The organism is Cellulomonas fengjieae (assembly GCF_018388465.1).
GTDB classification, from domain to species: Bacteria; Actinomycetota; Actinomycetes; order Actinomycetales; family Cellulomonadaceae; genus Cellulomonas; species Cellulomonas fengjieae.
The window spans coordinates 3969057-3989908 of record NZ_CP074404.1 but is presented as its reverse complement, the minus strand read 5'-3'; the positions used below and the strand labels follow the sequence as shown (position 1 = coordinate 3989908).

Genomic DNA, 20852 nt, shown 5'->3' with positions numbered 1-20852 from the left:
GCAGGGGCCCGTAGGGTGAGGTGCCGCTACCCGGGCAGCGGCGGTGGGTGTGCTCTCGTCCCGGCGAGTCGCACGCATTTGACCCATCAGTACGGCTGGAAGTACGGTATTGCAGCCTTATCGATGGCTCCTGCTGGCGCGCCCTGACGCCGCACGCACGCGATGCGTGTCCTGGGAGCATTCGGTCTCGGCAGCCTGAACCTGGTCGCGCGGCACATGCGAGACCCACCCGATGTAGTTGGAGACCCTCGTGACCAAGCGCACCTTCCAGCCGAACAACCGGCGCCGTGCCAAGACCCACGGCTTCCGCCTGCGCATGCGTACCCGCGCCGGCCGCGCGATCCTGGCGGCTCGTCGCCGCAAGGGTCGCACGGAGCTCTCGGCCTGACACGCGCGTCGGTGCTGTCCGCTGCGCACCGAATGCGCCGCGCTGCCGACTTCGAGCAGGCGGTGCGCAGAGGCGCGCGCGGCGGACGGGACACCCTCGTGGTGCACCTGACGACCAGGACCGACCACTCGTCCTCCGGACCGGTGGTCGGTCTCGTGGTGTCCAAGGCCGTTGGCACTGCGGTCACCCGGAACCTGGTCAAGCGGCGGTTGAGAGAGCTCGTCCGCGCGCGGCTGTCGACGATGCCGGCTGACGCGGGCATCGTGGTCCGGGCTCTGCCACCTGCCGCGTCACGTCCGTTCGCCCAGCTCGGCGCGGATCTCGACGCCGCGCTCGAGACGGCCAGTCGTCGGTCACAACGACGGGCCGGGGCGTAGTCATCCCATGACTCTTCGAGCGGTGACCCGGGGGATCCTTCACGCTCCCGCGCGGCTGCTGCTGCTCCTGCTTCGGGCGTACCAGCAGTTCATCTCGCCGATGACCCCGCCGACCTGCCGGTTCTACCCGTCCTGCTCGCAGTACGCCGTCATCGCGGTGCAACGCCACGGAGCTCTCCGTGGCACCTGGCTCGCCGCTCGCCGGCTGCTTCGCTGCAACCCGTGGAACCCCGGCGGCATCGACGACGTTCCACCAGCACGACCCGATCACCGCCATCTCGACGTGGCCTCGTCCACACACTGACCCCCCGAGGAGTTCTGCCCGATGGACTGGTTCGACGGTCTGCTCAAACCGATCATGATCGCCGTGGCCTGGATCATGGTCCAGTTCCACTCCTTGTTCACGGCCATCGGGCTCGACCCCGAGGGCGGTGCGGCGTGGTCGCTGTCCATCGTCGGGCTGGTGATCGTCATCCGGATCGCACTGATCCCGCTCTTCTTCCGCCAGATCAAGGCGTCCCGCGGGATGCAGCTGATCGCTCCGCAGATGCAGGCGATCCAGAAGAAGTACAAGGGCAAGACCGACCCCGCCTCCCGTGAGGCGATGAGCCGCGAGACGATGGCTCTCTACAAGGAGCACGGGACCAACCCGTTCGCGTCCTGCCTGCCGATCCTGCTGCAGTCCCCCATCTTCTTCGCGCTCTTCCGGGTGCTCATCGAGCTCCCCCGGATCGCGAACGGCAGCTATCCCCCGATCGGTCCGCTCAGCGCCGACCTGGCGGGGCAGGCGGAGAACGCCACGCTGTTCGGCGCTCCGCTGTCCGGAACGTTCATGCGTGCCGACGGTAACTGGCACATCCAGGTCGTCACCGTCGTCCTGATCATCGCGATGTCCGCGACGACGTTCCTCACGCAGCGCCAGCTCACGATGAAGAACATGCCGCCGGCCGCACTCCAGGGCCCGATGGCACAGCAGCAGAAGGTCCTGCTGTACGTGCTCCCCCTGGTGTTCGCATTCTCGGGCGTGAACTTCCCCATCGGTGTCCTCATCTACTGGACCACCACGAACCTCTGGTCGATGGGCCAGCAGTTCTACACGATCCGCCGCATGCCGGCCCCCGGCTCGCAGGCCGAGCTCGCCATGAAGGCGCGCAAGGCGAAGAAGGCCAAGCCGCAGGGAGTGATCGAGGAGGCTCCGACGACGGCGGTCATCGAGGAGAAGCCGCGTGGGCAGCGCGTCCAGCCCAAGCGTAAGGACCGCGCAAAGCCGCGGCCCGGAACCGAGGGCCCGAACACTCAGCCCGGCACCCCTCCGAGCGCGCCCTCGAGCACACCGAAGGACGGCGACACCGACGGTCCCGTGACCCCGCCGCCGGCCCGCCCCACCAGGCCCAAGAAGTAGTGCCCCCGCGTGATGATGATTCGGAGAGGGACTCCATGACGTCGACCCAGCCTGACGCCGCTCCTGTTGAGGCGACCGGTTTGAAGCGCCTCGAAGAAGAGGGCGAGATCGCAGCCGATTACCTCGAGGAGCTTCTCGACATCGCTGACCTCGATGGCGACATCGACATCGACATCGATCACGGCCGCGCCGCGGTCGAGATCGTCTCGGAGGACCCGGCAGATCGTTCGCTGTCGCGGTTGGCGGGACACGACGGCGAGGTCCTCGACGCTCTCCAGGAGCTCACCCGCCTTGCCGTCCAGGCCAAGACCGGCGAACGGAGCCGTCTCATGCTGGACGTCGCCGGGTACCGGGCCGGTCGTCGGGCCGAGCTGGTGGCCGTCGCCGAGGAGGCGATCGCTCGCGTCAAGGAGTCCGGCGCGGCGGTGGCACTCGATGCCATGAACCCGTTCGAGCGCAAGGTGGTCCACGACGCCGTGGCGGCCGCCGGGATGTCGAGCGACTCCGACGGCGTCGAGCCCAACCGGCACGTGGTGATTCGTCCCGCGTGATCTGACCGTGCGAAGAGGGGTGGGCCTACGGGCTCACCCCTTTTCGTTTCACGTGAAACGACTGGTATCGCCCTCGCCGCGGACATGCCGCTCTAGTCGGCGCACCGAGATCCAGGCGACACCGGCCGGGGCATCCACTTCGGCCTTCTGCTCGGGCGGCGGGCGTCGTGCGTATGCGCGTCGGCACGCACGCTCAGCCTGCGGCCCCCGCACGTCGCACGTTGGCGGCGGCGGCGTTACCCACTAGCGCGTGCGGGCACACTTGCGGTCGAGCAGGGCAGTTCCCGTGGCGTCGTTCGCCGGAAGCCCGTGTTCCCGGTCCCCGCAGGTAGAGCGCGACGGCGCCAGTCCGGGTGTACTCGGCCTATCGGCCAGGCGGTCTGGACGCTCTCGTGCGCGCCGGCGGGCAGCGCGCTGCGGATACTGGGGCAGTCCTACAGGCGCTCGCGTGTGAGAACGACAGGCGGCAGGGCGGACGCAAAGCGAAGGCGGCTCCGGGACAGGTGGTGAGGGCGGGTGAAGGCCGGGCAACCGGTCGGATGTGTCGACGGTGATCGGCCCCCTTCGCACCGGTGCCGACGATGACACAGGGTGCGCGATGTGAGTAGTTGGAGCCTCTGCGCCGGCGCCGAGGCGGCAAAGCGGGCGCCTTGTTTCACGTGAAACTCGCTCGTCGGGGCGCCTCGTGCCTCGGCGCGTCAGAGCGGGGTGATCCCCTGGGCTTCGGATTTGAGCTTCGGCTTCGGGCATCGGACCTCGAGCGGTGGGACGCCCGGACCTCTTAGGCTTCCGGACTTGGCCTTCGAGTTCGGGCATCGAGTGTCGAGCGATGGAATGCCCGGGGCGTCCGGGACTCTCGCCGTGCTCGCAGATGTGTGGCTCCTTCCGTGCGAGCGAAGCTTCGGGTACGGCCCACCTCTCCCGACCCGTAGCCGTGCCCGCGGAGTGTGTCGCCAGTTGAGTGTCCTGCGAGGCGCAGTTGCCCCTTCACCGTTTCACGTGAAACGCGCCCACCACGGTCGCGGCAGTATGACCGCGTCCGAGCGAGGATGGAGTCGGCAGACAGTGGGGTCAGTCGTCCTCGTCCGCCCTCCCGTCGGCTGGTTAGGCTCGCTTCGGCAGCGTGACGTTCGCCGTTGACGCGAGCCGCCCCTGCACGGGCGATTTTGCAGCGCTCGGAACGGGAGCGGCGCCGCGGGAAAGTCGGTGCCCGAGTTCGCACCGGTTCTGGCTAGGGAAGGCGGGTGCGGTTGACCTCACGCAGGCTCATCCCGGCCTTGTGTCTTCTGCAGGAGCCATTCTGCGGGGATTCGTGGACCGGCGGCGTCGGTATCCGTCCCCGCGCTGCGTCGCAGGGGATTGGGACTAAGCGACGAAAGGCCAACCGATGGCGCGGACCCGTTTCACGTGAAACGAGAAGCATACCTAGCGCGCCTACGCGGTGTCCGGCACCGTCCGGGCGTCCCGCGCCCGGGCAGCCTGACGGACGGCGTCGACGTGCGGGCGATCAAAGGTCCGGCTCTGCAGGCGGAAGCAACGGTGCCGCCCGCGTCGATTCTGATGGATAGGCGACGCGTCGATTGCGAACCCTGCGAGGCGCGGGCGCTCGGGAGGTCAGGAGGTCGCGCGGTCGAGAAGAGCGATCGCTTCAACATGGGGTCGTGGTGCGAGGTGCTACCGACGGGGTTGGCGCAGTTGGCACGCGACCTTCGCGTGACAGGACTGTCGCTGGACTGGTCTGGACAGTTCGGCGGTCGCGGAGTGCAGACGAACAGCTCGATGCCGTGGCGGCGTCGCGATAGGGGACCGCCGACCGGCGGGACTGAACGACTGGCGCCGGCGATGTTTCACGTGGAACAGGACTCACGGTCGCGAAGGTTCATTGTCAGCGGCCGCGGGTTGCCGGCACTCTCTCGGCGTGACGGCCTGACGATTTGTGGCCCGGACGGCCTCATGGCCAAACGGCTCGACCCCTGACGGCTCGGGACTCTGGACCGGATTGCCCCGAGGGCTCGGCGGCCTGACGGCTCGCGGCCCGACACGCTTGCGGCCTGACGGCCGAGCGGCTCGGCCCCTGATGGCTCGCGACTCAGGACCGGATGGCCCCCGACCCGACGGCCTGACGGCTCGCGGCCGGACGCGCTTGCGGCCTGACGGCCGAGCGGCTCGACCCCCTGAGCGCCCGCCGCGCAGGCTCTGAACGTCACGCCGCCGCGTCGCTCTTTCGGATTCTCCTGCCGCGGGCGGCCGTTGACTCTTCCACCGCGCGCGGAGGGCCTCCCGGGCTCAAGTGGCAACGGCCTTTCGGCGCAGTCGCCGGAACCGGAGGACTGCCTACCCGGCGACGAGGCGCCAACACACGAGGACCCAGCCGCCCGCAGCGGACCGCAGTGCCGCCCGTGCGGCGCAAGCGGTCGAGCGCGCTCCCCGTCACACAGACATCGCGAGCTAGGGGTGCCCGGGGCTCGGTCGAGGACGGCGGAGCATACGGCGCACGCCCGCGAGGGACACGCGAATAGCTCTGGTGCTCGGCCGCGACCGATTCACTGGCCGTTGCGCCGGCTGTTCGGCTGGAAGGCGCGCTTCGTCAGGTTCACCCGTGGCGGAGGGCCTAAGCGTGTTTCACGTGAAACGACACCGTCCGCCGTGAGTTGCCTCGCCCTGTCGGCACGAGCATTCGACGGCGGGCCGTCGCGGCCAGGCTTGGCGCGCCGGGGTGTCCGCGGGCGAGGCTGGCAGCGGATGCGGCCAGGGTTCGAGCAGGTAAGGCGGCCGACTGAGGTTGCTTCATGATGTCGGCCTGGCCCCACGCTGCGGCCGCGGCCGCCGAGCTCCTCGTACCGCCGGGGGGAGGACCACGCATACGCACGCGGGACCACGTCGAACGAGTCAGCCCGACGCCTCACGCTCAGATCGCGACCCGTAACGCAGGAGGGCAAGCAGCACGGCGCGAGGCTTGAGCGCACCATGCAGCACCGATGATTCGTCGCCGGCTGGCGGGTCTCTGGCCGCGCGCGGGCCGGCGTGCCGGCAAGCCGAGTCAGCACACGCCCTGCCACGTCGATCCGAAGGGGCACATGCGCTATCCGGAACGCGCGTGGGCTGTCCCGCGTTGCGATGGGATTCCCCACGCGCACGGGAGCCCTGTTCGGCGTCCCGATCATGCCAACGTCTGCGGGAATGTGGCGGCCGAGGGCGGATGTGCCGCTCGTCCACGAGGGCCGGGTCGGCGCCGTCACTTACGCGCGGGCGTCGGCTTCCCGAACCGCGGCCGGGGCACTTCGGTTCCCGAACGGTCCACGTCCACCGTGCCGAGACCACGCGCGCCCGCGCGGAGTGTGAGAAGTCCTACCCCGCCTCGTGCCACCCGCCGGCGACCGTAGACCCGTATCTGCAGGTCACGCACGCGCCGAGGCCACCTTGGGCGCGAACGTGTGCTTACGCACACGGCGATGGACGGTCCCGATACCACCAGTCGAGAGACCCGAGATGTAGCGGTGTGGACGCACGAGGAACGCCGCCGCAGCACGGTACGGTAGGGCCGCGCGACGCCGAGCGAGCCACCTGTGGCGGTGGACCCGGCTGGCGCGCGCAGTCGCAAGTGCAACGCGTTTCACGTGAAACCAGGGGGCCCCACAGTGACGGAAGCTCAGTCGGCCGAGACCGATCGAGCGGACCCGCTGGACGGCGACGAACGCCTTCCCGAGTACTTCGGCTCGGCGTGGCCGAGAGTCTCGGCGTTCCATGATCTGCTCGTCGACCAGGGCGAGCTCAGAGGACTGGTCGGCCCGCGCGAGCTCGCCCGCCTGTGGGAGCGGCACTTGCTGAACTCTGCCGCCGTGGTGCCCTTCCTGCCCACGCAGGGCCGGGTCATCGACCTGGGCAGCGGGGCCGGCCTACCCGGAATCGTGGTCGCGGCGATGCTGCCGGACGTCGAGGTGGTGCTCCTGGAGCCGATGGAGCGTCGCACCGACTGGCTCAGCGAGGTGGCCGACACGCTCAAGCTCGACAACGTGGTGGTCCGGCGCGGTCGCGCCCAGGACGAGCACGGCAGGTTGACCGGCGACGCCGTCACGGTCCGTGCAGTCGCGTCGCTGGACAAGCTGTACCGCTGGGCGATGCCGCTCCTGGTGCGCGGCGGGCAGCTGGTGGCGCTCAAGGGCGCCAAGGCGGAAGAGGAGATCGAGGCGGCCAAGCACGTCGGGCGCAAGCTCGGTGCGGGGACGGCGTCGGTCCTGGACGCGCCGACGATCGAGGGGGTCGAGGTGACGAGGGTGGTCCGCGTCGTACGAGAGGCAGTTCCTGGTGTTCGGTAGGAAGAAGCGTCGCGACGAGCAGCTGGCCGCCCAGCAGGCGCCGGAAGGGCAGCCGGCAGCAGTCGAGCAGCCCGTCGGGCCGGGTACGACGGTCCAGCCGAATCCCGGGGGGTGGGCTCCCGAGCCCGACCGAGCCGATGTGGCGGCGGTGACGCCACCGACTGCGCCCCGTGCGGAGGGTGTGACAGAGCAGGGGACACCGACCGGTGACCCCTTCGGTGGCGCCCGTGTGCTCCACACGACGCCCGACGCAAGCGCGGCACACGACCTGCCGATCGCCGCCTCGACCTCTCCAGTTTCGCCCGCGGGCGACCCCCGGGCCGCGCACGCCCTGCCCGCCGAAGGACTCGACGGCACCGTTTCACGTGAAACGGCGGGCGGTCCGGACGACGCAGGTGACCGCCGGTTCGCTCACCTTGTGCCCGCCACAGACCGCGTCATCGGTGAGGGCGTTTCACGTGAAACGACCGATCCGTCCCGAGGCGCGGATCAACGATCCGCGCGTCCCGCCGTCGGCGGCGAGGCAGGGTTGGGCGAGACCGTTTCACGTGAAACAGAGCGCGAGGCGCCTGACGGATCGACAACCGCACGCGATTCTGCGGGCGGCGTCACCGCTGGTCAGAGCGCCGCTGGACGCGACGACGGTGACGCCCGCGATGCGGGGAACATCTCCGCGGCGAGCAATGTGATCGAAACGAAGACCGCGAGCGACGCCAGCGGCGGTGCGGGTGGGGGATCGCGTGACACCATCTCGCCCATGGCTCAGCGTCACGATCTTGACCCCGACGAGAGCCGTCGCGCAGCGCTGGTCGAGAGCCTGCCGGCGGTCACGGATGACACACCGCTCATGGCGCAGCTCCAGCAGGACGCGCGGCGCCGCATCGAGCTGCGCGGTCGCCGCTTCCCCCGGCCCCCGCAGACGCGGGTGATCACGGTGGCGAACCAGAAGGGCGGCGTGGGCAAGACGACCACGACCGTCAACCTGGCGGCCGCGCTGGCCCAGGCAGGACTGAACGTCCTCGTCCTCGACAACGACCCGCAGGGGAACGCGTCGACCGCCTTGGGCGTCGAGCACCGTGCGGGTACGCCGTCGATCTACGAGGTGCTCGTCGACGGTGCCCCGCTTGCGGAGGCGGTGCAGCAGAGCCCGGACGTCCCCAACCTGTGGTGCCTGCCCGCGACGATCGACCTGTCGGGCGCCGAGATCGAGCTGGTCTCGATGGTCGCCCGCGAGACTCGACTGCGGAACGCGCTCGACACCTACCTGGAGTGGCGCGTCGCCAACGGCCAGGAGCGCATGGACTACGTGCTGGTCGACTGCCCGCCGAGCCTCGGGTTGCTGACCGTCAACGCTTTCGTGGTGGCGCGTGAGGTGCTGATCCCGATCCAGTGCGAGTACTACGCGCTGGAAGGGCTGAGCCAGCTGCTGAAGACCATCCAGCTGATCCAGGCGCACCTCAACCCGCGGCTGCACGTCTCGACCATCCTGCTGACCATGTATGACGCCCGGACGAATCTGGCGCAGCAGGTGGCGACCGAGGTGCGCACGCACTTCCCGGAGCGGACGCTGCGCACGACCGTCCCGCGCTCGGTGCGGATCTCCGAGGCGCCGAGCTACGGCCAGACCGTGATGACGTACGACCCCGGCTCGTCCGGCGCGCTGGCCTACCTCGAGGCCGCGCGTGAGGTGGCCGAGCGCGGCGCCGTCGAGATGCGAGACGACTACACCGACGGGGCGCCGGCCGACGGCGATGCCCGGAACGCGACCCACGAGAACCAGGCGGCTGCGCCGGTCCTGCAGGAGGAACAGTGGTAGAGAAGCGACGCGGGCTGGGCAAGGGCCTGGGTGCCCTGATCCCGACCGGGCTGGACGGCCAGCGCCCCACGGGGGCAGAGCGGCCTGTGGACGTGTTCTTCCCCGACAATCGAGGCAACGGTGCTGCGGCTGCGGCTGCGGCGGCAGCCGCGGCGGCGACGGTGACCGAGGAGCGGCCGGCCGCGGAGTCGACGCCGGACGGCGCGCTCGGCGCGCCGGTGCAGCCGGACGCCAAGGCCGTCGGGGTGGTGGTCGACGAGGCGCGCCGGGTGGACGAGACGCCCGGGACCACGGACGCGCCGGCGGCCGTGGTGGCGCCGGAAGCCGCGCAGCCGGCGACCCCTGCCAACGACGAGCCGTCGGACGGACTGCTCCCGGTTCCTGGCGCCCGCTTCGCGGAGCTGCCGGTGGGCGACATCCGGCCGAACCCGAAGCAGCCGCGGTCCGTCTTCGACGAGGACGCTCTCGACGAGCTCGTGGGCTCGATCCGCGAGGTCGGCGTCCTGCAGCCCATCGTCGTGCGCGACACCGGCGACGGCTACGAGCTGATCATGGGCGAGCGGCGGTGGCGTGCCACGCAGGCGGCGGGCCTGGAGTCGATCCCCGCGATCATCCGGGACACGGACGACTCGGACCTGCTGCGTGACGCGCTGCTCGAGAACCTGCACCGCTCGCAGCTGAACCCGCTCGAGGAGGCCGCCGCGTACCAGCAGCTGCTCGACGACTTCGGCTGCACGCACGAGGAGCTGGCCACGCGCATCCACCGTTCGCGGCCGCAGATCTCGAACACGCTGCGACTGCTCCGGCTCCCGCCCCTGGTGCAGCGCCGCGTGGCGGCGGGCGTCCTGTCCGCGGGACACGCCCGTGCCCTGCTCGGCCTGAACGACGGCGCGGCCATCGAGCGCCTGGCCCAGCGCATCGTGGCGGAGGGTCTCTCGGTGCGAGCGGTCGAGGAGATCGTGTCGCTCGGCGGCGACGGGTCTTCGTCGGCTCGTCGGGCTGCCCCCCGCGCGGGCGTCAAGAACGAGGCGCTCGATCACCTGGCGGCACGGCTCTCGGATCGTTTCGAGACCCGCGTCAAGGTGAGCCTGGGCAAGTCGCGCGGACGGCTGACCGTCGAGTTCGCGTCCGTCCAGGACCTGAACCGCATCCTGGCGAGCCTGGCCCCCGAGGACCCGGGCCTGCTCAAGAACTGACGCGATCGGCCGGGCGGGCGCACACGTGCCCCGCCCGGCCTCCTACCGGGCGGCTCCCGCGTGGAGCAGCTCGAACGTCGCGTGGAGCGCCCAGAACTGCGCCCGGGGGATCGGTGCACCGGCGACCGCGGCCTCCAGGTACGTCAGGTGGGTCACCCACCCGGGACCGTACGCCGCGACGAGCTCACCGAGGCCGTCGTGGGCCAGCTCCAGAACCGTCCCGGCACCCGACGGCCGTAGCGTGAACCCGACCACCGAGGCGGGTTCGTCGGGAAAGTCCCAGGTCATGGCCAGCCGGCGGGCCGGTTCCAGCTCGGTCACGACGCTGCGGGACAGGAACCCGTCGCCGTGGTCCACGACGAGCGCCCCGCCCAATCGGACGTCGTACTGGGTGGGCCGACCCAACCACTGCGCCACCAGCGCCGGATCGGTGAGGCCCACCCAGACGTCCTCCATCGGGGCGGAGAACGACCAGGTGAGCGTCAGGGCGCCGGGGCGCGTGCTGAGACGGGACAGGGGCACGGTGACGACTGTGGCACACGCGGACCGCCACGGCCGGTAGCCGAACCCGTGCCGCCGCTGCTGGTGGCGAGCTGGCGTCGGCTGCCAAGCAGCAGGTCAGCGCGCCAGCGCGGTCTCGACGAGCGCGCGGTAGAGCTGTCCGAGGGAGAGCCCGGCCGCCTCGGCCGCCTGCGGGAGCAGCGAGGTCTCGGTCATCCCCGGGGCCACGTTGACCTCAAGGAACCAGACGGTCCCGTCGTGGTCGACGATGAGGTCGGTGCGCGACAGGCCGTCGAGCCCGAACGCCCGGTGGGCGGCGACGGCGACGTCCGCGACCGCTGCGGACAGCTCCGGGGACAGCCGGGCGGGCACGAAGTACTCGGTGCGACCGGGGTTGTAGCGGGCGTCGAAGTCGTAGGGCCCCTCGGTCACGATCTCCACGGCGGGCAGCGCGGTCGGGCCGTCGCCGGTGTCGATCACGCTGACGGCGACCTCGGTGCCGAGGACGGCCCGCTCGATGAGTGCGGTGTCGCCGTACGCGAAGCAGTCGACCATGGCCTGCGGGAGCTCGTCGGCACGGGTGACCAGCGTGACGCCCAGGGCGGACCCGCCGCGGGACGGCTTCACCACGAGCGGAAGGCCGAGCCTCGCGACGATGGAGTCGAGCACGTGCCGGGCGCCGAGCTCCCGGAACAGCGACTGGGGCAGCGTGACGAAGTCCGGGGTGGCCAGGCCGGCCCGCGCGGCGACCGTCTTCGCGATCGGCTTGCTCCAGGCAACTCTGCTCTCGCGCGGCCCGGTGCCGAGCAGACGGAGGCCGAGCATCTGGACGACGTCACGCACGGAGCCGTCCTCACCGCTGGTGCCGTGCAGGAGGGGCCAGACCAGGTCCGGGCGCAGCTGGACGAGCGCGGGCACCAGGTCGGCGTCGACGTCGTGGATCGAGACGTCGACCCCGACGGAGCGCAACGCGTCGGCCACCCGGCGGCCGGACCGGAGCGAGACGTCCCGCTCGTGCGACAGGCCCCCGGCCAGGACGACGACGCGAGGGGACGGTGTGGTGCTCACGGGACTCCGATGTCGAGACGAGGCTGGTCGGGGGGGACGGTTCAGGACACGTCCGGGCCGGGGGACTGCACGTCTCCCTGCCCGGCGGAGCCGGAGGTGCCGAACAGCTCCACGAGCTCCCGCTCGCTCTCCACGACACCGGCGAGCCGCCGCACGCCCTCACGGATGCGCTCGGGCGTGGGGTAGCAGAACGAGAGCCGCATGTGGTCGGCACCCGAGCCGTCGTAGTAGAACGCCGTGCCCGGCACGTACGCCACGCGAGCGGTGACGGCTCGCGGCAGCATGTCCTTGGCGTCGAGGCCGTCGGGGAGCTTGACCCAGGTGTAGAAGCCGCCGTCGGGCACGTTCCACGAGGCGTCGGGGAGGTGCTCGGAGAGCGCGGAGATCATCGCGTCGCGCCGCTCCCGGTACTGCTCGCGGTAGGCCTTGATCTGCCCCCGCCAGTCGCAGGTCGCCAGGTAGGTGGAGATGGCGATCTGCGAGGCGTTGGACGGGCAGAGGATCGCCGACTCGCTGGCCAGCACCAGCTTCTCGCGCACGGCGTGCGGGGCGACGACCCAGCCGACGCGGTAGCCGGGCGCGAAGGTCTTGGAGAACGAGCCCAGGTACAGCACACCCTCGTCGTCGAGCGACCGCAGGGCCGGGACCGGGTCCCCGGAGAACCCGAGCAGGCCGTACGGGTTGTCCTCGAGCACCAGCACACCGTGGCGACGCGCGATCTCGAGCACCTGCGGGCGGCGCTGCGCGGACAGGGAGACGCCGGCGGGGTTGTGGAAGTTGGGCACGGTGTACAGGAACTTGACGCGGCGTCCCTCGCGGGCGAGGGCGCTGAGCGTGGCCTCCAGCGCCTCGGGGACCAGCCCGTCGGCGTCGATCGGCACGTGCACCACGTCGGCCTGGTACGCCCGGAACACCCCGAGGGCCCCCACGTACGACGGGGCCTCCGCGACGACGACGTCGCCCGGGTCGATGAAGATGCGGGTCACCAGGTCGAGCGCCTGCTGCGATCCGGTGGTCACGACGACGTCGTCGGGGTGCGCGTCGATCCCCTCCAGCGCCATGACGTCGAGGATCTGCTCGCGCAGCGTCTCGTCACCCTGACCGGAGCCGTACTGCAGCGCCTGCAGACCGCGGCTGGCCACCACCCGCTGGGCGAGCTCGCCGAGGATGTCGAGGGGAAGTCCCTCGAGGAACGGCATGCCGCCCGCCAGGGACACGACCTCGGGCCGGTTGGCGACGGCGAACAGGGCGCGGATCTCGCTCGACCGCATCCCGTGGGTGCGCTCGGCGTAGGAGCCGAGCCAGCGGTCGAGGCGCGTTCCGGTGCCGGCGGCGAAGGACGTGGGGGGGCCCGACGTCTCGCCGTCGGGAACCAGGGGCGCAGTCATGCCCCGCAGTGTGGCACGTGCCGGCACACCGCCCGCGAAGGCGCCCTCAGGCGGACGCGAGCACCGACTCGATCTCCTGCGCGACCATGGACTTGGGACGCGCCCCGATGACGGACTTCACCAGCTCGCCGCCGGCGTGGAAGTTGAGCGTCGGGATGGACACGATGCCGTAGTCGGCGACGGTCTGCGGGTTCTCGTCGGAGTTGATCTTCACGATCTTGACCCGGCCCGCGTACTGCTCGGCCAGCTCCTCCATCACAGGACCGACCATCCGGCACGGGCCGCACCAGGGCGCCCAGAAGTACGCGATCACGGGGATCTGCGACTCGAGGACCTCGGTGCCGAACGTGGCATCCGTGACCGCGGTGGTGGCGCCCATCAGCTCTCCCCGAAGAAGGTGCCCTCGGTGGGGGGCACGGCGTGGCCGAGGTCGGTGAGCGACGCGAGGTAGCTCTGCGCGTCGAGGGCGGCCGAGCACCCGGTGCCGGCCGCGGTGATCGCCTGGCGGTAGGTGTGGTCGACCAGGTCACCGCACGCGAACACGCCCGGCAGGTTGGTGGCGGTGGTCCGGCCGACGACCTGGACGTAGCCGTTCTCGTCGAGGTCCACCTGGCCCTTGAGCAGCTCGGAGCGCGGGATGTGGCCGATGGCGACGAACAGCCCGGTGGCCGGGTGCTCGCGCGTCTCACCCGTGACGGTGTCGCGCAGCGTGATGCCGGTGACCTTGTTCTCGCCGTGGATCGCGACGACCTCGCTGTTCCAGGCGAACTCGATCTTCGGGTCGTTCGCCGCGCGGTCGGCCATGATCTTCGAGGCGCGCAGGCCGTCGCGGCGGTGCACCAGGGTGACGCGCTTGGCGAACCGGGTCAGGAAGGTGGCCTCCTCGACCGCGGAGTCGCCGCCGCCGACCACCACGATCTCCTGGTCACGGAAGAAGAACCCGTCACACGTGGCACACCACGACACGCCGCGGCCGGACATGCGCGCCTCGTCCTCGAGGCCCAGCTGGCGGTAGGCGGAACCGGTGGCCAGGACCACGGCACGTGCCTGGTACGTCTCGCCGCCAAGGGTCTCGACCGTCTTGACGTCACCGGCCAGGTCGAGCGCGGAGGCGTCGTCCCACAGCACCTCGGCACCGAACTTCTCGGCCTGCTTCTGCAGACCCTCCATCAGCTCGGGGCCCTGGATGCCGTCGGGGAACCCGGGGAAGTTCTCCACCTCGGTCGTGTTCATGAGCGCACCGCCGGCGGTGACGGAACCGGCGATCACCAGGGGGGCCAGGCCGGCACGGGCCGCGTAGATCGCGGCCGTGTAGCCGGCGGGACCCGACCCGACGATGATCAGGTCGCGGACGGTGGTGGACTGGTCGGTCACGTGGGGTCCTTGCGTGTTCGGCGTGCCGGTGACGCACCGGCGTGGGCTGACGGCTTCAACCGATCCTAGGGGCGATCTGTTCCACGGCCGGCGCCGGAACGGCTCAGGACAGCTCGATCTCGGTGACCTCGAGCCGGAACGCACCGTCCGAGGCTGTCGGCAGCTGTGTGATCCACAGGACGAGCGACTGGGTCTCCGTCGGGGGGTTCAGGGTCAGCACCGTGTCGGGCCCGAACGCGCCGGACGCGAGCACGGTGCCGGCCGTCGGGTTGGCGGCATCCGTCGCCCGGACCTCGACGTTCCCGCCCGCGCTGTTCGTGCGCAGCGTCACGGTGCTCACGGTGGTCTTCTCCGCGAGGTTGATGACGTATCCGACCGCGTCCTTGAAGCCCGCGAAGTCGTCCCGCTTGTAGGTCTGGGTGTACCAGTACGTCCCCGGGTCGCCGTCGAACGCCTTGGCGACGTCCTCCTCGTGCTCGCCGTCGGCGTCGGACGGGTCGATCGAGGTCGCCGACGCGATGACCGGCGGAGCCGCGACGGGAGCGGGTGGCTCCTCGGCCGGCGCCCCCTCGGACGGCTCGGCCACGGGCGGCGCCGCGGCGGACTGCGAGGGCTCGGGGCCCTCGTCGGCCGACCCGCTCGCGGGATCGAACGACGAGAAGAGGGCACGGAACGCGAGGACCACGCCCAGGATCACCACGGCGACGACGACGATCAGGACGAGGGCAGTCGCGTTGAACCGGTTCTTGGAGGGGGGACCGTTGTCGGCGCCGATGACATCGCCGAAGTCGAACGGGTCGTCGTCGCGCGGCTGGGGCTCCGGCTCGGGCTGCCGCTGGGGCCGGGGCTCCCGCGCCACGGGCGGCACGGAGGACGCGGCCGGCGCGGCGGACGTCGTCTGCGAGACCGGCCGGCGCTGGACCGAGGGCGGCACGGGCGGGGGGAGCGGCTGTGGCTGTGGCTGTGCCTGTGGCCGAGGAGTCGGTGTCGGTGCGGGCGGCAGCGGCGTGGTCGCGGCGGCCGTGTCGCTCTCCACAGCGGCCGCACCCACGGAGCGGTTCCGCGCGGGGGTCGCCGGAGGCGGGGTGCCCGGGCGGTTGGCGCCCGGCGGGTCCTGCTGCTGGAAGGCGCTGCGGACCGAGTTGCGCTGCACCGTCACGGGCGCGGTGTCCCGGGCGTCGTGCTCGTGGGGCACCGGGACGCCGCCGCCGGGCGCGGCCGCACCGGTGGGAGGGAACAGGGCGGTGACCGCGCCGCCGGGCGTGGCCGGTTCGCTGACGGAGGAGCGGATCTCCCCCCACGGCTCGAGCTCGCGCACGAGCTCGCCCGGGCTGTGCGGGCCGTCGTCGTTGGGACCGAGCGTCACGACGCAGAGCGTGTCCAGGTCGTTGGGCACGCCCGGCACGAGGTCGGCAGGCGCGACCGGCGCGCCGTCGACGATCGGGGCAGGCGGGAGCGTCTCCCCGCCAGGGGTCTGCGGCGTGCGCGGGTCGGCGGGCCACAGTCCGGTGAGGGCCGCGTACAGGAGCCGGACCAGGCCGACGGCGTCGGCCCGGGAGGTCGAGCGCGCATCACCGCCCGAGTCGCCCAGCAGGGCGGCGTCGAGCGCGAGCCCGCCGACGAGCACGCGCCCGTCGGGGCTCACGTGCAGCACGGACGGGCGCAGCGCGAGGTGGTGCACGCCACGGCGACGGGCCACCTCGAGCGCGGACGCGGCCTCGCCGACGACCGCACGCGCCTGGTCGGCGGTGAGCGGTTCCTGCGCGACGAGCCGCGCCAGGGACGGGCCGACGAGCTGCTCGGACACCACGTACCCGTAGCCCTCGTGCGTACCGACGTCCAGCACCCGCACCAGGCGGGAGTCGGTGACCAGGGCCGCGCGACGCGCGGCGTCGAGCGCGGGGGCGACCGCTCCGTGCTCGAGGATGCGGACCCGCACCGGCCGGTCGAGGATCTGGTCGGTGGCCTGCCAGGCGCTGGCGCCCTCGAGGTCGGACACCACGGGGGACAGCACGCGGTAGCGGCCCGCGAGCACCGTGCCCCGTCCGACGACCTCGCTCACCAGCACCTCCGACTCGATCACCTGCACCATTGTCCTCCGGACACCTGCATGCTAGACGTGCTGGATCAGCGGCGTCCCCTGCGCAGCCGACGGACCACCGGAACGAGCAGCTCATCGAGCTCCCGCACCCGCAGCAGTCGCAGGGCGCCGCCGTACACCAGCACCATGACGGTGCCGACGACGGCGCACTGGATCAGCGAGGCCGCGAAGCTCGTCGACAGACCCAGGCGGAGCAGCTGCAGCACGCCGAGCCCGACGGCCGCGGACACCAGCCCCGCGAGGGTCGCGCGGACCATGAGCCGCACCACGCGCGCGTCGTCGACGCCTCCGAGCCGCAGGCGCAGCCGCCACTGGGCGATCAGCGCCCCGGCGACGTACGACAGGCTCATGGCGGCGCCCACGCCGGCGACCCACAGCGAGGGACGCAGGAAGGCCTGGGCGAGCACGGCACCCAGGGCGACGATCCCGGCCATGACGATCTGGATCGGCACCATCGACCGGGCGTCCTCGTAGGCGTAGTACGCCCGCTGGTACATCGACCAGGCGCCGAACGCCGGCAGGCCGAGGATCATGGTCAGGACCACGGTCGCCACGGCCTCCGCCGACCCCGCCGACGCGGTCGCGAGCACCACGCGCGTCAGCGGCAGCGCGAGCACCGCGATCGCCGCCGTGGCGAAGACGGTGAACACCCCGACCACCCGCAGCCCCGAGGACAACGTGGTGCGCACGCCCGCGACGTCGGCGTCGTGCGCCTGGCCGGACAGGCGTGTGAACAGGGCCGTGGCCAGCGACACCGTCACCAGCGAGTGCGGCAGCATGAAGATGAGGAACGCCACGTCGTAGGCCGCGGTACCGGCCACCGCGGACGGTGCCGCGCCCTCGGCGACCGCTGCAGCCGGCGCGGCGGACGCGACGTTGGACACGACGACGTAGCCGAGCTGCCCGATCGCCAGGCCGGTGAGGGTCCACGTGGCGACGCCGCCGGCCGTCCCCAGCCCCGAGCCGCGCAGGCCCCAGCGAGGCCGGTAGCGGACGCCCGCCCGGCGCAGCGGCGGGATGAGCACCACGGCCTGGGCGACCACCCCGAGCGTCGCGGCGGCCGCGAGCAGCGCCGTCTGCCCCGCGGTCCACGTGGACGCCTCGACCACGTCCGAGCGCGACCACACGCCGAAGACCGCGATGAACACGCCGAACCCGACGATGGCGACCAGGTTGTTGACCGCGGGCGCCCACATGTACGGACCGAACGACCCGCGCGCGTTGAGCACCTGACCCAGCAGGCCGTACACGCCGTAGAAGAAGAGCTGCGGGATGCACCAGTAGGCGAACGCCGTCGCGAGCGCCTGCTGCGCCGGGTTGTCGAAGTCCGAGTACAGGTTCACGAGGAGCGGCGCCGCGAGCGTGAGCACCACGGTCACGGCTGCCAGCGCCGCGAACCCGAAGGTCAGCAGCCGGTCGACGTACTCCTGACCGACCTTGCGCTTGTAGGCGCGCACCACCTGCGGGACGAGGATCGCGTTCAGCACACCGCCCGCGAGCAGCATGTACAGGACGTTCGGCAGCTTGTTGGCCACCGCGAACGCGTCGGCGGCCTGGCCGGTGGCGCCGATCGCGCTGACCATGACCATGCCGCGCAGCAGGCCCAGCCCACGGGAGACCGCCGTGCCGGACGCCATGAGGGCGGCGCCGCGACGGGTGCCGTCGTCGGTCATCGGGCCTGTCCGGTCGCGTCGTCGTCGGGGGCGCCGCCGAGCACGGGCAGCGACGTCGGGGCGTCGGCCTCGGCGGCGATGCGTGCGCCACGCCGGGCGCTCTGGCCGCGCCGCACGGTCCGGACGATGCCGAGCACCAGGCCGAGCGCGAGCAGCACGCCGATGACCACGGTGCCGATGCTCTCGATCGTGGGCGCCACCTGCGCAGTGAACTCCACGGGCGGGGACACCGCCAGGCCGTCGGGCGCGGTGAGCTGGGCGCTGACGGTCACGGTGCAGTTGGCGCGGGCGTGCATCGGGATCCGCACGCTCTTCTCGCTCCGGGCGTCCAGCACGACGGGTTCCACCTCGCCGACCTCCAGGCACGCGGTCCGGGGGGTGACGTCGAGCAGGACGGTCGCGGGCACGGCCAGCTGGTTGCGTACGACGATGGGCAGCGCACTGTCGGCCGCGACGACGCGGACGTCGCTGAGGTCGGCGATGCTCAGGCCGGTCGTGCGCGCGTCGATGTCTGCGACCACCTCGGCGACCAGGGCCGCCCGGCGCTCGGGCTCGGCGCGCCACGCCACCGACAGCGGGTCCAGGACCTCGGTGTCGACGCCGTCCAGCAGCGTCGCCGGCTCGCTGGTCACCCCGGCGAACGCGACGGCGCGCGTCCGGGCGTCGGCCAGGGCGCCGACGTCCGACGGTGCGAGCTCGTCGTCGGAGACCGCCCGGCTCGGGAGGGTGACCCGTGCGTCCGGCGACGGCGACTCGACGAGCGCGGACACGGGTGCGACGCGCACCCAGGGCGCGGCGGAGAACGCGTTCGTCAGCGCCGTCACCGTGGCCACGTCGGGCTCCCAGTCGCGCCCCGGCGCGACCAGCAGGTGCGGCGGGTCGTCGCTCTCCCGCGAAATGACGGCGAGCTCGGTGAGCGCACGCTGCACGGTCGTCGTCGTCGTCGCGCCCTCGTCGACCGCGCGCGGTGCGGTGAGCAGCTGGGTGAGCGTCGCGTCCGGTGCCAGGGCGTTCACGGGGCCGGCGGTCGTCTGCACGCGCACGGCCGCGCCCGGGGTGTCACCGTCGTCGGGGGCCACGGGCGGCAGGACGAGCACGCCCGCACCCACCTGTGCGGTCACGGCAGCGGTCGACTGGTCCGGCAGGTCCGTCCCCGGCGCCCACAGCAGCCCGGCCGCGGTCAGTGCGGGGATCCCAGCCTGCGCGGTGCGGTCCGCGGCCAGCCGGACCAGGTCCGGGTGGCCCGCGTGCGCCGCCGCGGCGATGTCCGGGTCGGACCACGGCAGCGCGATGGCATCGTGCCCCGCCAGCTCGTCCGTCAGCTCCGCCGCCCAGCTGCGGGCTTCCTCGCCCCCGGCCGACGCGTCCGCGAGGAGCGCCGGATCCACCGCGACACCGATGTTCGGCGAAGCCGCGATCACGCTCGACAGGTCGCGCAGCCGCCCACCGGGCGCGACCTGGTCGTCGAGCGCGGACGCCGTCGCGGGGTCGGCGTCCGCCGGCGCGGTCGGCGGCCCGACCACCGGCACCAGCAGCGAGAGCTGCGTCCGCGGTACGTCGTCGGTGGTCAGCCACAGCAGGAAGGTGCGCTGGAGGCCCACCCGGCTCGTGCCGTCCAGCACCTCGACCACGAGGCCACGCGGTCCCCAGGTGTCCGCCCCGTCGAGGAGCCGGACGTCGGCGGCCGGGACGACGAGCTCGACGGCCACGCTCGCGCCCGGCAGCAGGGGTTCGGCGACGGGGGCGGCGGCGACCCGGGAGGTGCGACTGAGTCCCGTGGTGCCGGCGGTCGCCCATGCGTCGACCTCGGCGCGCGAGCTGATCCGGAAGCGGCTGATCCGCAGGGCGGCGCTCGGCTGAGCGATCGCCTCGTCGGAGTCGTTGCGGAGCGTCGCGCGGACGCGCAGGTCCTCTCCCGGCCGCAGGATGCTCGGCGACACCTCGGTGACCTGCACGGAGACCGCGAGCTCGGGTTGCTCGGTCGCCGCGACGGCGGGTCCGGCGACGGGGGCCGCGAGTGCGAGAGCGCCGACGACCGCCAGGGCCGCACCGAGCACCCGGCGTCGCAGCGAGCCGGCGCTCATTCCTCGCCGACGAGCACGAGGTGTGCCGCCTCGGCCAGTCGCCGCTCGTTCGGGTACGCGAGGACTCCGCGCAGGTCGACCACCGGGACCCAGGCGGCGTCCTCCGCCTCGCCGTCGGGGTCGCCCTCCACCGAGAGGGACCCACCGGTCGCGCCGAGGAGGAAGTGGTGGACGACCTTGTGCACGCGGCGGTCGTCGCCGCTGAACCAGTAGTCGATGACGCCCAGGCGCCGCAGGATGCGGCCGGTGATGCCGGTCTCCTCCGCGATCTCGCGGACAGCCGCTTCCTCGGGCGTCTCGTCGCCCTCCAGGTGGCCCTTCGGCAGGCACCACTCGAGGCGGCCGGCGCGGTTGCGACGGGCGATGACGGCGGCGTGGTCCACGCCCTCGCGTCGGCTCACGACGATGCCGCCGGCCGACGTCTCGTCGACCACGGGCAGCGGCACCGCAGGGACCCGAGCCACCGTGTGCCTCGGGTCGATGCGCAGCGGATGGCCGCCCGGCGGCGCTGGCACACCCCCGGGTACGGGTGGGCGCACCGGGCTCGACATATCGACACTGTAACGACATGAACACCCTCGCCCGGTCCGCGCAGCGTCCTGGGCAGGGAAAGGATC

17 protein-coding genes are annotated in these 20852 nt (G+C 72.1%); 8 read left to right on the top strand and 9 right to left on the bottom strand.

The genetic code is table 11. The annotated features are described in order from the left end of the window. The first annotated feature begins 250 nt into the window (after positions 1 to 250). The 8 genes from rpmH to KG102_RS18630 all read left to right on the top strand — a co-directional run bounded on the left by rpmH (position 251) and on the right by KG102_RS18630 (position 10046). Complete coding sequence (gene rpmH, locus KG102_RS18665; RefSeq protein ID WP_191783193.1) at positions 251 to 388, top strand: 50S ribosomal protein L34; 138 nt, start codon at positions 251 to 253, stop codon at positions 386 to 388. Positions 389 to 399: 11 nt separating this feature from the next. Then, a complete protein-coding gene (gene rnpA / locus KG102_RS18660; protein ID WP_208210715.1) occupies positions 400 to 765 on the top strand; it encodes a ribonuclease P protein component in 366 nt (121 codons plus the stop codon). A gap of 7 nt (positions 766 to 772) precedes the next feature. Beyond that, a complete protein-coding gene (yidD, locus tag KG102_RS18655) occupies positions 773 to 1069 on the top strand; it encodes a membrane protein insertion efficiency factor YidD (RefSeq protein ID WP_208210717.1) in 297 nt (98 codons plus the stop codon). Between the two features lie 21 nt (positions 1070 to 1090). Continuing rightward, positions 1091 to 2167, top strand: a complete 1077-nt coding sequence (gene yidC, locus KG102_RS18650; RefSeq protein WP_208289793.1) for a membrane protein insertase YidC — start codon at positions 1091 to 1093, stop codon at positions 2165 to 2167. A 35-nt stretch (positions 2168 to 2202) separates the two neighbouring features. Then, positions 2203 to 2718 carry a Jag family protein gene (locus KG102_RS18645; RefSeq protein WP_208289794.1) on the top strand — a complete coding sequence of 172 codons (516 nt, stop codon included), beginning with the start codon at positions 2203 to 2205 and terminating at the stop codon, positions 2716 to 2718. 3638 nt (positions 2719 to 6356) lie between these two features. Beyond that, entirely contained in the window at positions 6357 to 7034 is a 678-nt protein-coding gene (rsmG, locus tag KG102_RS18640) for a 16S rRNA (guanine(527)-N(7))-methyltransferase RsmG (RefSeq protein ID WP_208210723.1), read from the top strand. 229 nt (positions 7035 to 7263) lie between these two features. Continuing rightward, complete coding sequence (locus tag KG102_RS18635; protein ID WP_307802848.1) at positions 7264 to 8850, top strand: ParA family protein; 1587 nt, start codon at positions 7264 to 7266, stop codon at positions 8848 to 8850. Then, a complete protein-coding gene (locus tag KG102_RS18630; RefSeq protein WP_208289795.1) occupies positions 8844 to 10046 on the top strand; it encodes a ParB/RepB/Spo0J family partition protein in 1203 nt (400 codons plus the stop codon). The genes KG102_RS18635 and KG102_RS18630 overlap by 7 nt, the downstream gene beginning before the upstream one ends. Before the next feature lie 42 nt (positions 10047 to 10088). Here KG102_RS18630 and KG102_RS18625 read toward each other — a convergent pair whose 3' ends face one another. The 9 genes from KG102_RS18625 to KG102_RS18585 form a co-directional block, all read right to left on the bottom strand. After that, the gene (locus tag KG102_RS18625) at positions 10089 to 10568 is read right to left on the bottom strand and encodes an SRPBCC domain-containing protein (protein ID WP_208289796.1); all 480 of its coding nucleotides are present in this window, start codon (positions 10566 to 10568) and stop codon (positions 10089 to 10091) included. A 96-nt stretch (positions 10569 to 10664) separates the two neighbouring features. Further along, the gene (locus KG102_RS18620) at positions 10665 to 11615 is read right to left on the bottom strand and encodes a D-alanine--D-alanine ligase family protein (RefSeq protein ID WP_208289797.1); all 951 of its coding nucleotides are present in this window, start codon (positions 11613 to 11615) and stop codon (positions 10665 to 10667) included. 41 nt (positions 11616 to 11656) lie between these two features. Beyond that, positions 11657 to 13003, bottom strand: a complete 1347-nt coding sequence (locus KG102_RS18615; protein ID WP_208210750.1) for an aminotransferase-like domain-containing protein — start codon at positions 13001 to 13003, stop codon at positions 11657 to 11659. A 46-nt stretch (positions 13004 to 13049) separates the two neighbouring features. Continuing rightward, the gene (gene trxA, locus KG102_RS18610; protein ID WP_208210752.1) at positions 13050 to 13382 is read right to left on the bottom strand and encodes a thioredoxin; all 333 of its coding nucleotides are present in this window, start codon (positions 13380 to 13382) and stop codon (positions 13050 to 13052) included. After that, a complete protein-coding gene (gene trxB / locus KG102_RS18605; RefSeq protein WP_208289798.1) occupies positions 13382 to 14377 on the bottom strand; it encodes a thioredoxin-disulfide reductase in 996 nt (331 codons plus the stop codon). The genes trxA and trxB overlap by 1 nt, the downstream gene beginning before the upstream one ends. A 103-nt stretch (positions 14378 to 14480) precedes the next feature. Continuing rightward, the gene (locus tag KG102_RS18600) at positions 14481 to 16460 is read right to left on the bottom strand and encodes a protein kinase family protein (RefSeq protein WP_208289799.1); all 1980 of its coding nucleotides are present in this window, start codon (positions 16458 to 16460) and stop codon (positions 14481 to 14483) included. A 44-nt stretch (positions 16461 to 16504) separates the two neighbouring features. After that, complete coding sequence (murJ, locus tag KG102_RS18595) at positions 16505 to 18151, bottom strand: murein biosynthesis integral membrane protein MurJ (protein WP_208210758.1); 1647 nt, start codon at positions 18149 to 18151, stop codon at positions 16505 to 16507. Then, complete coding sequence (locus KG102_RS18590; RefSeq protein WP_208289800.1) at positions 18148 to 20235, bottom strand: DUF6049 family protein; 2088 nt, start codon at positions 20233 to 20235, stop codon at positions 18148 to 18150. The genes murJ and KG102_RS18590 overlap by 4 nt, the downstream gene beginning before the upstream one ends. After that, entirely contained in the window at positions 20232 to 20786 is a 555-nt protein-coding gene (locus KG102_RS18585; protein WP_208210762.1) for an NUDIX hydrolase, read from the bottom strand. The genes KG102_RS18590 and KG102_RS18585 overlap by 4 nt, the downstream gene beginning before the upstream one ends. Positions 20787 to 20852: the final 66 nt, after the last annotated feature.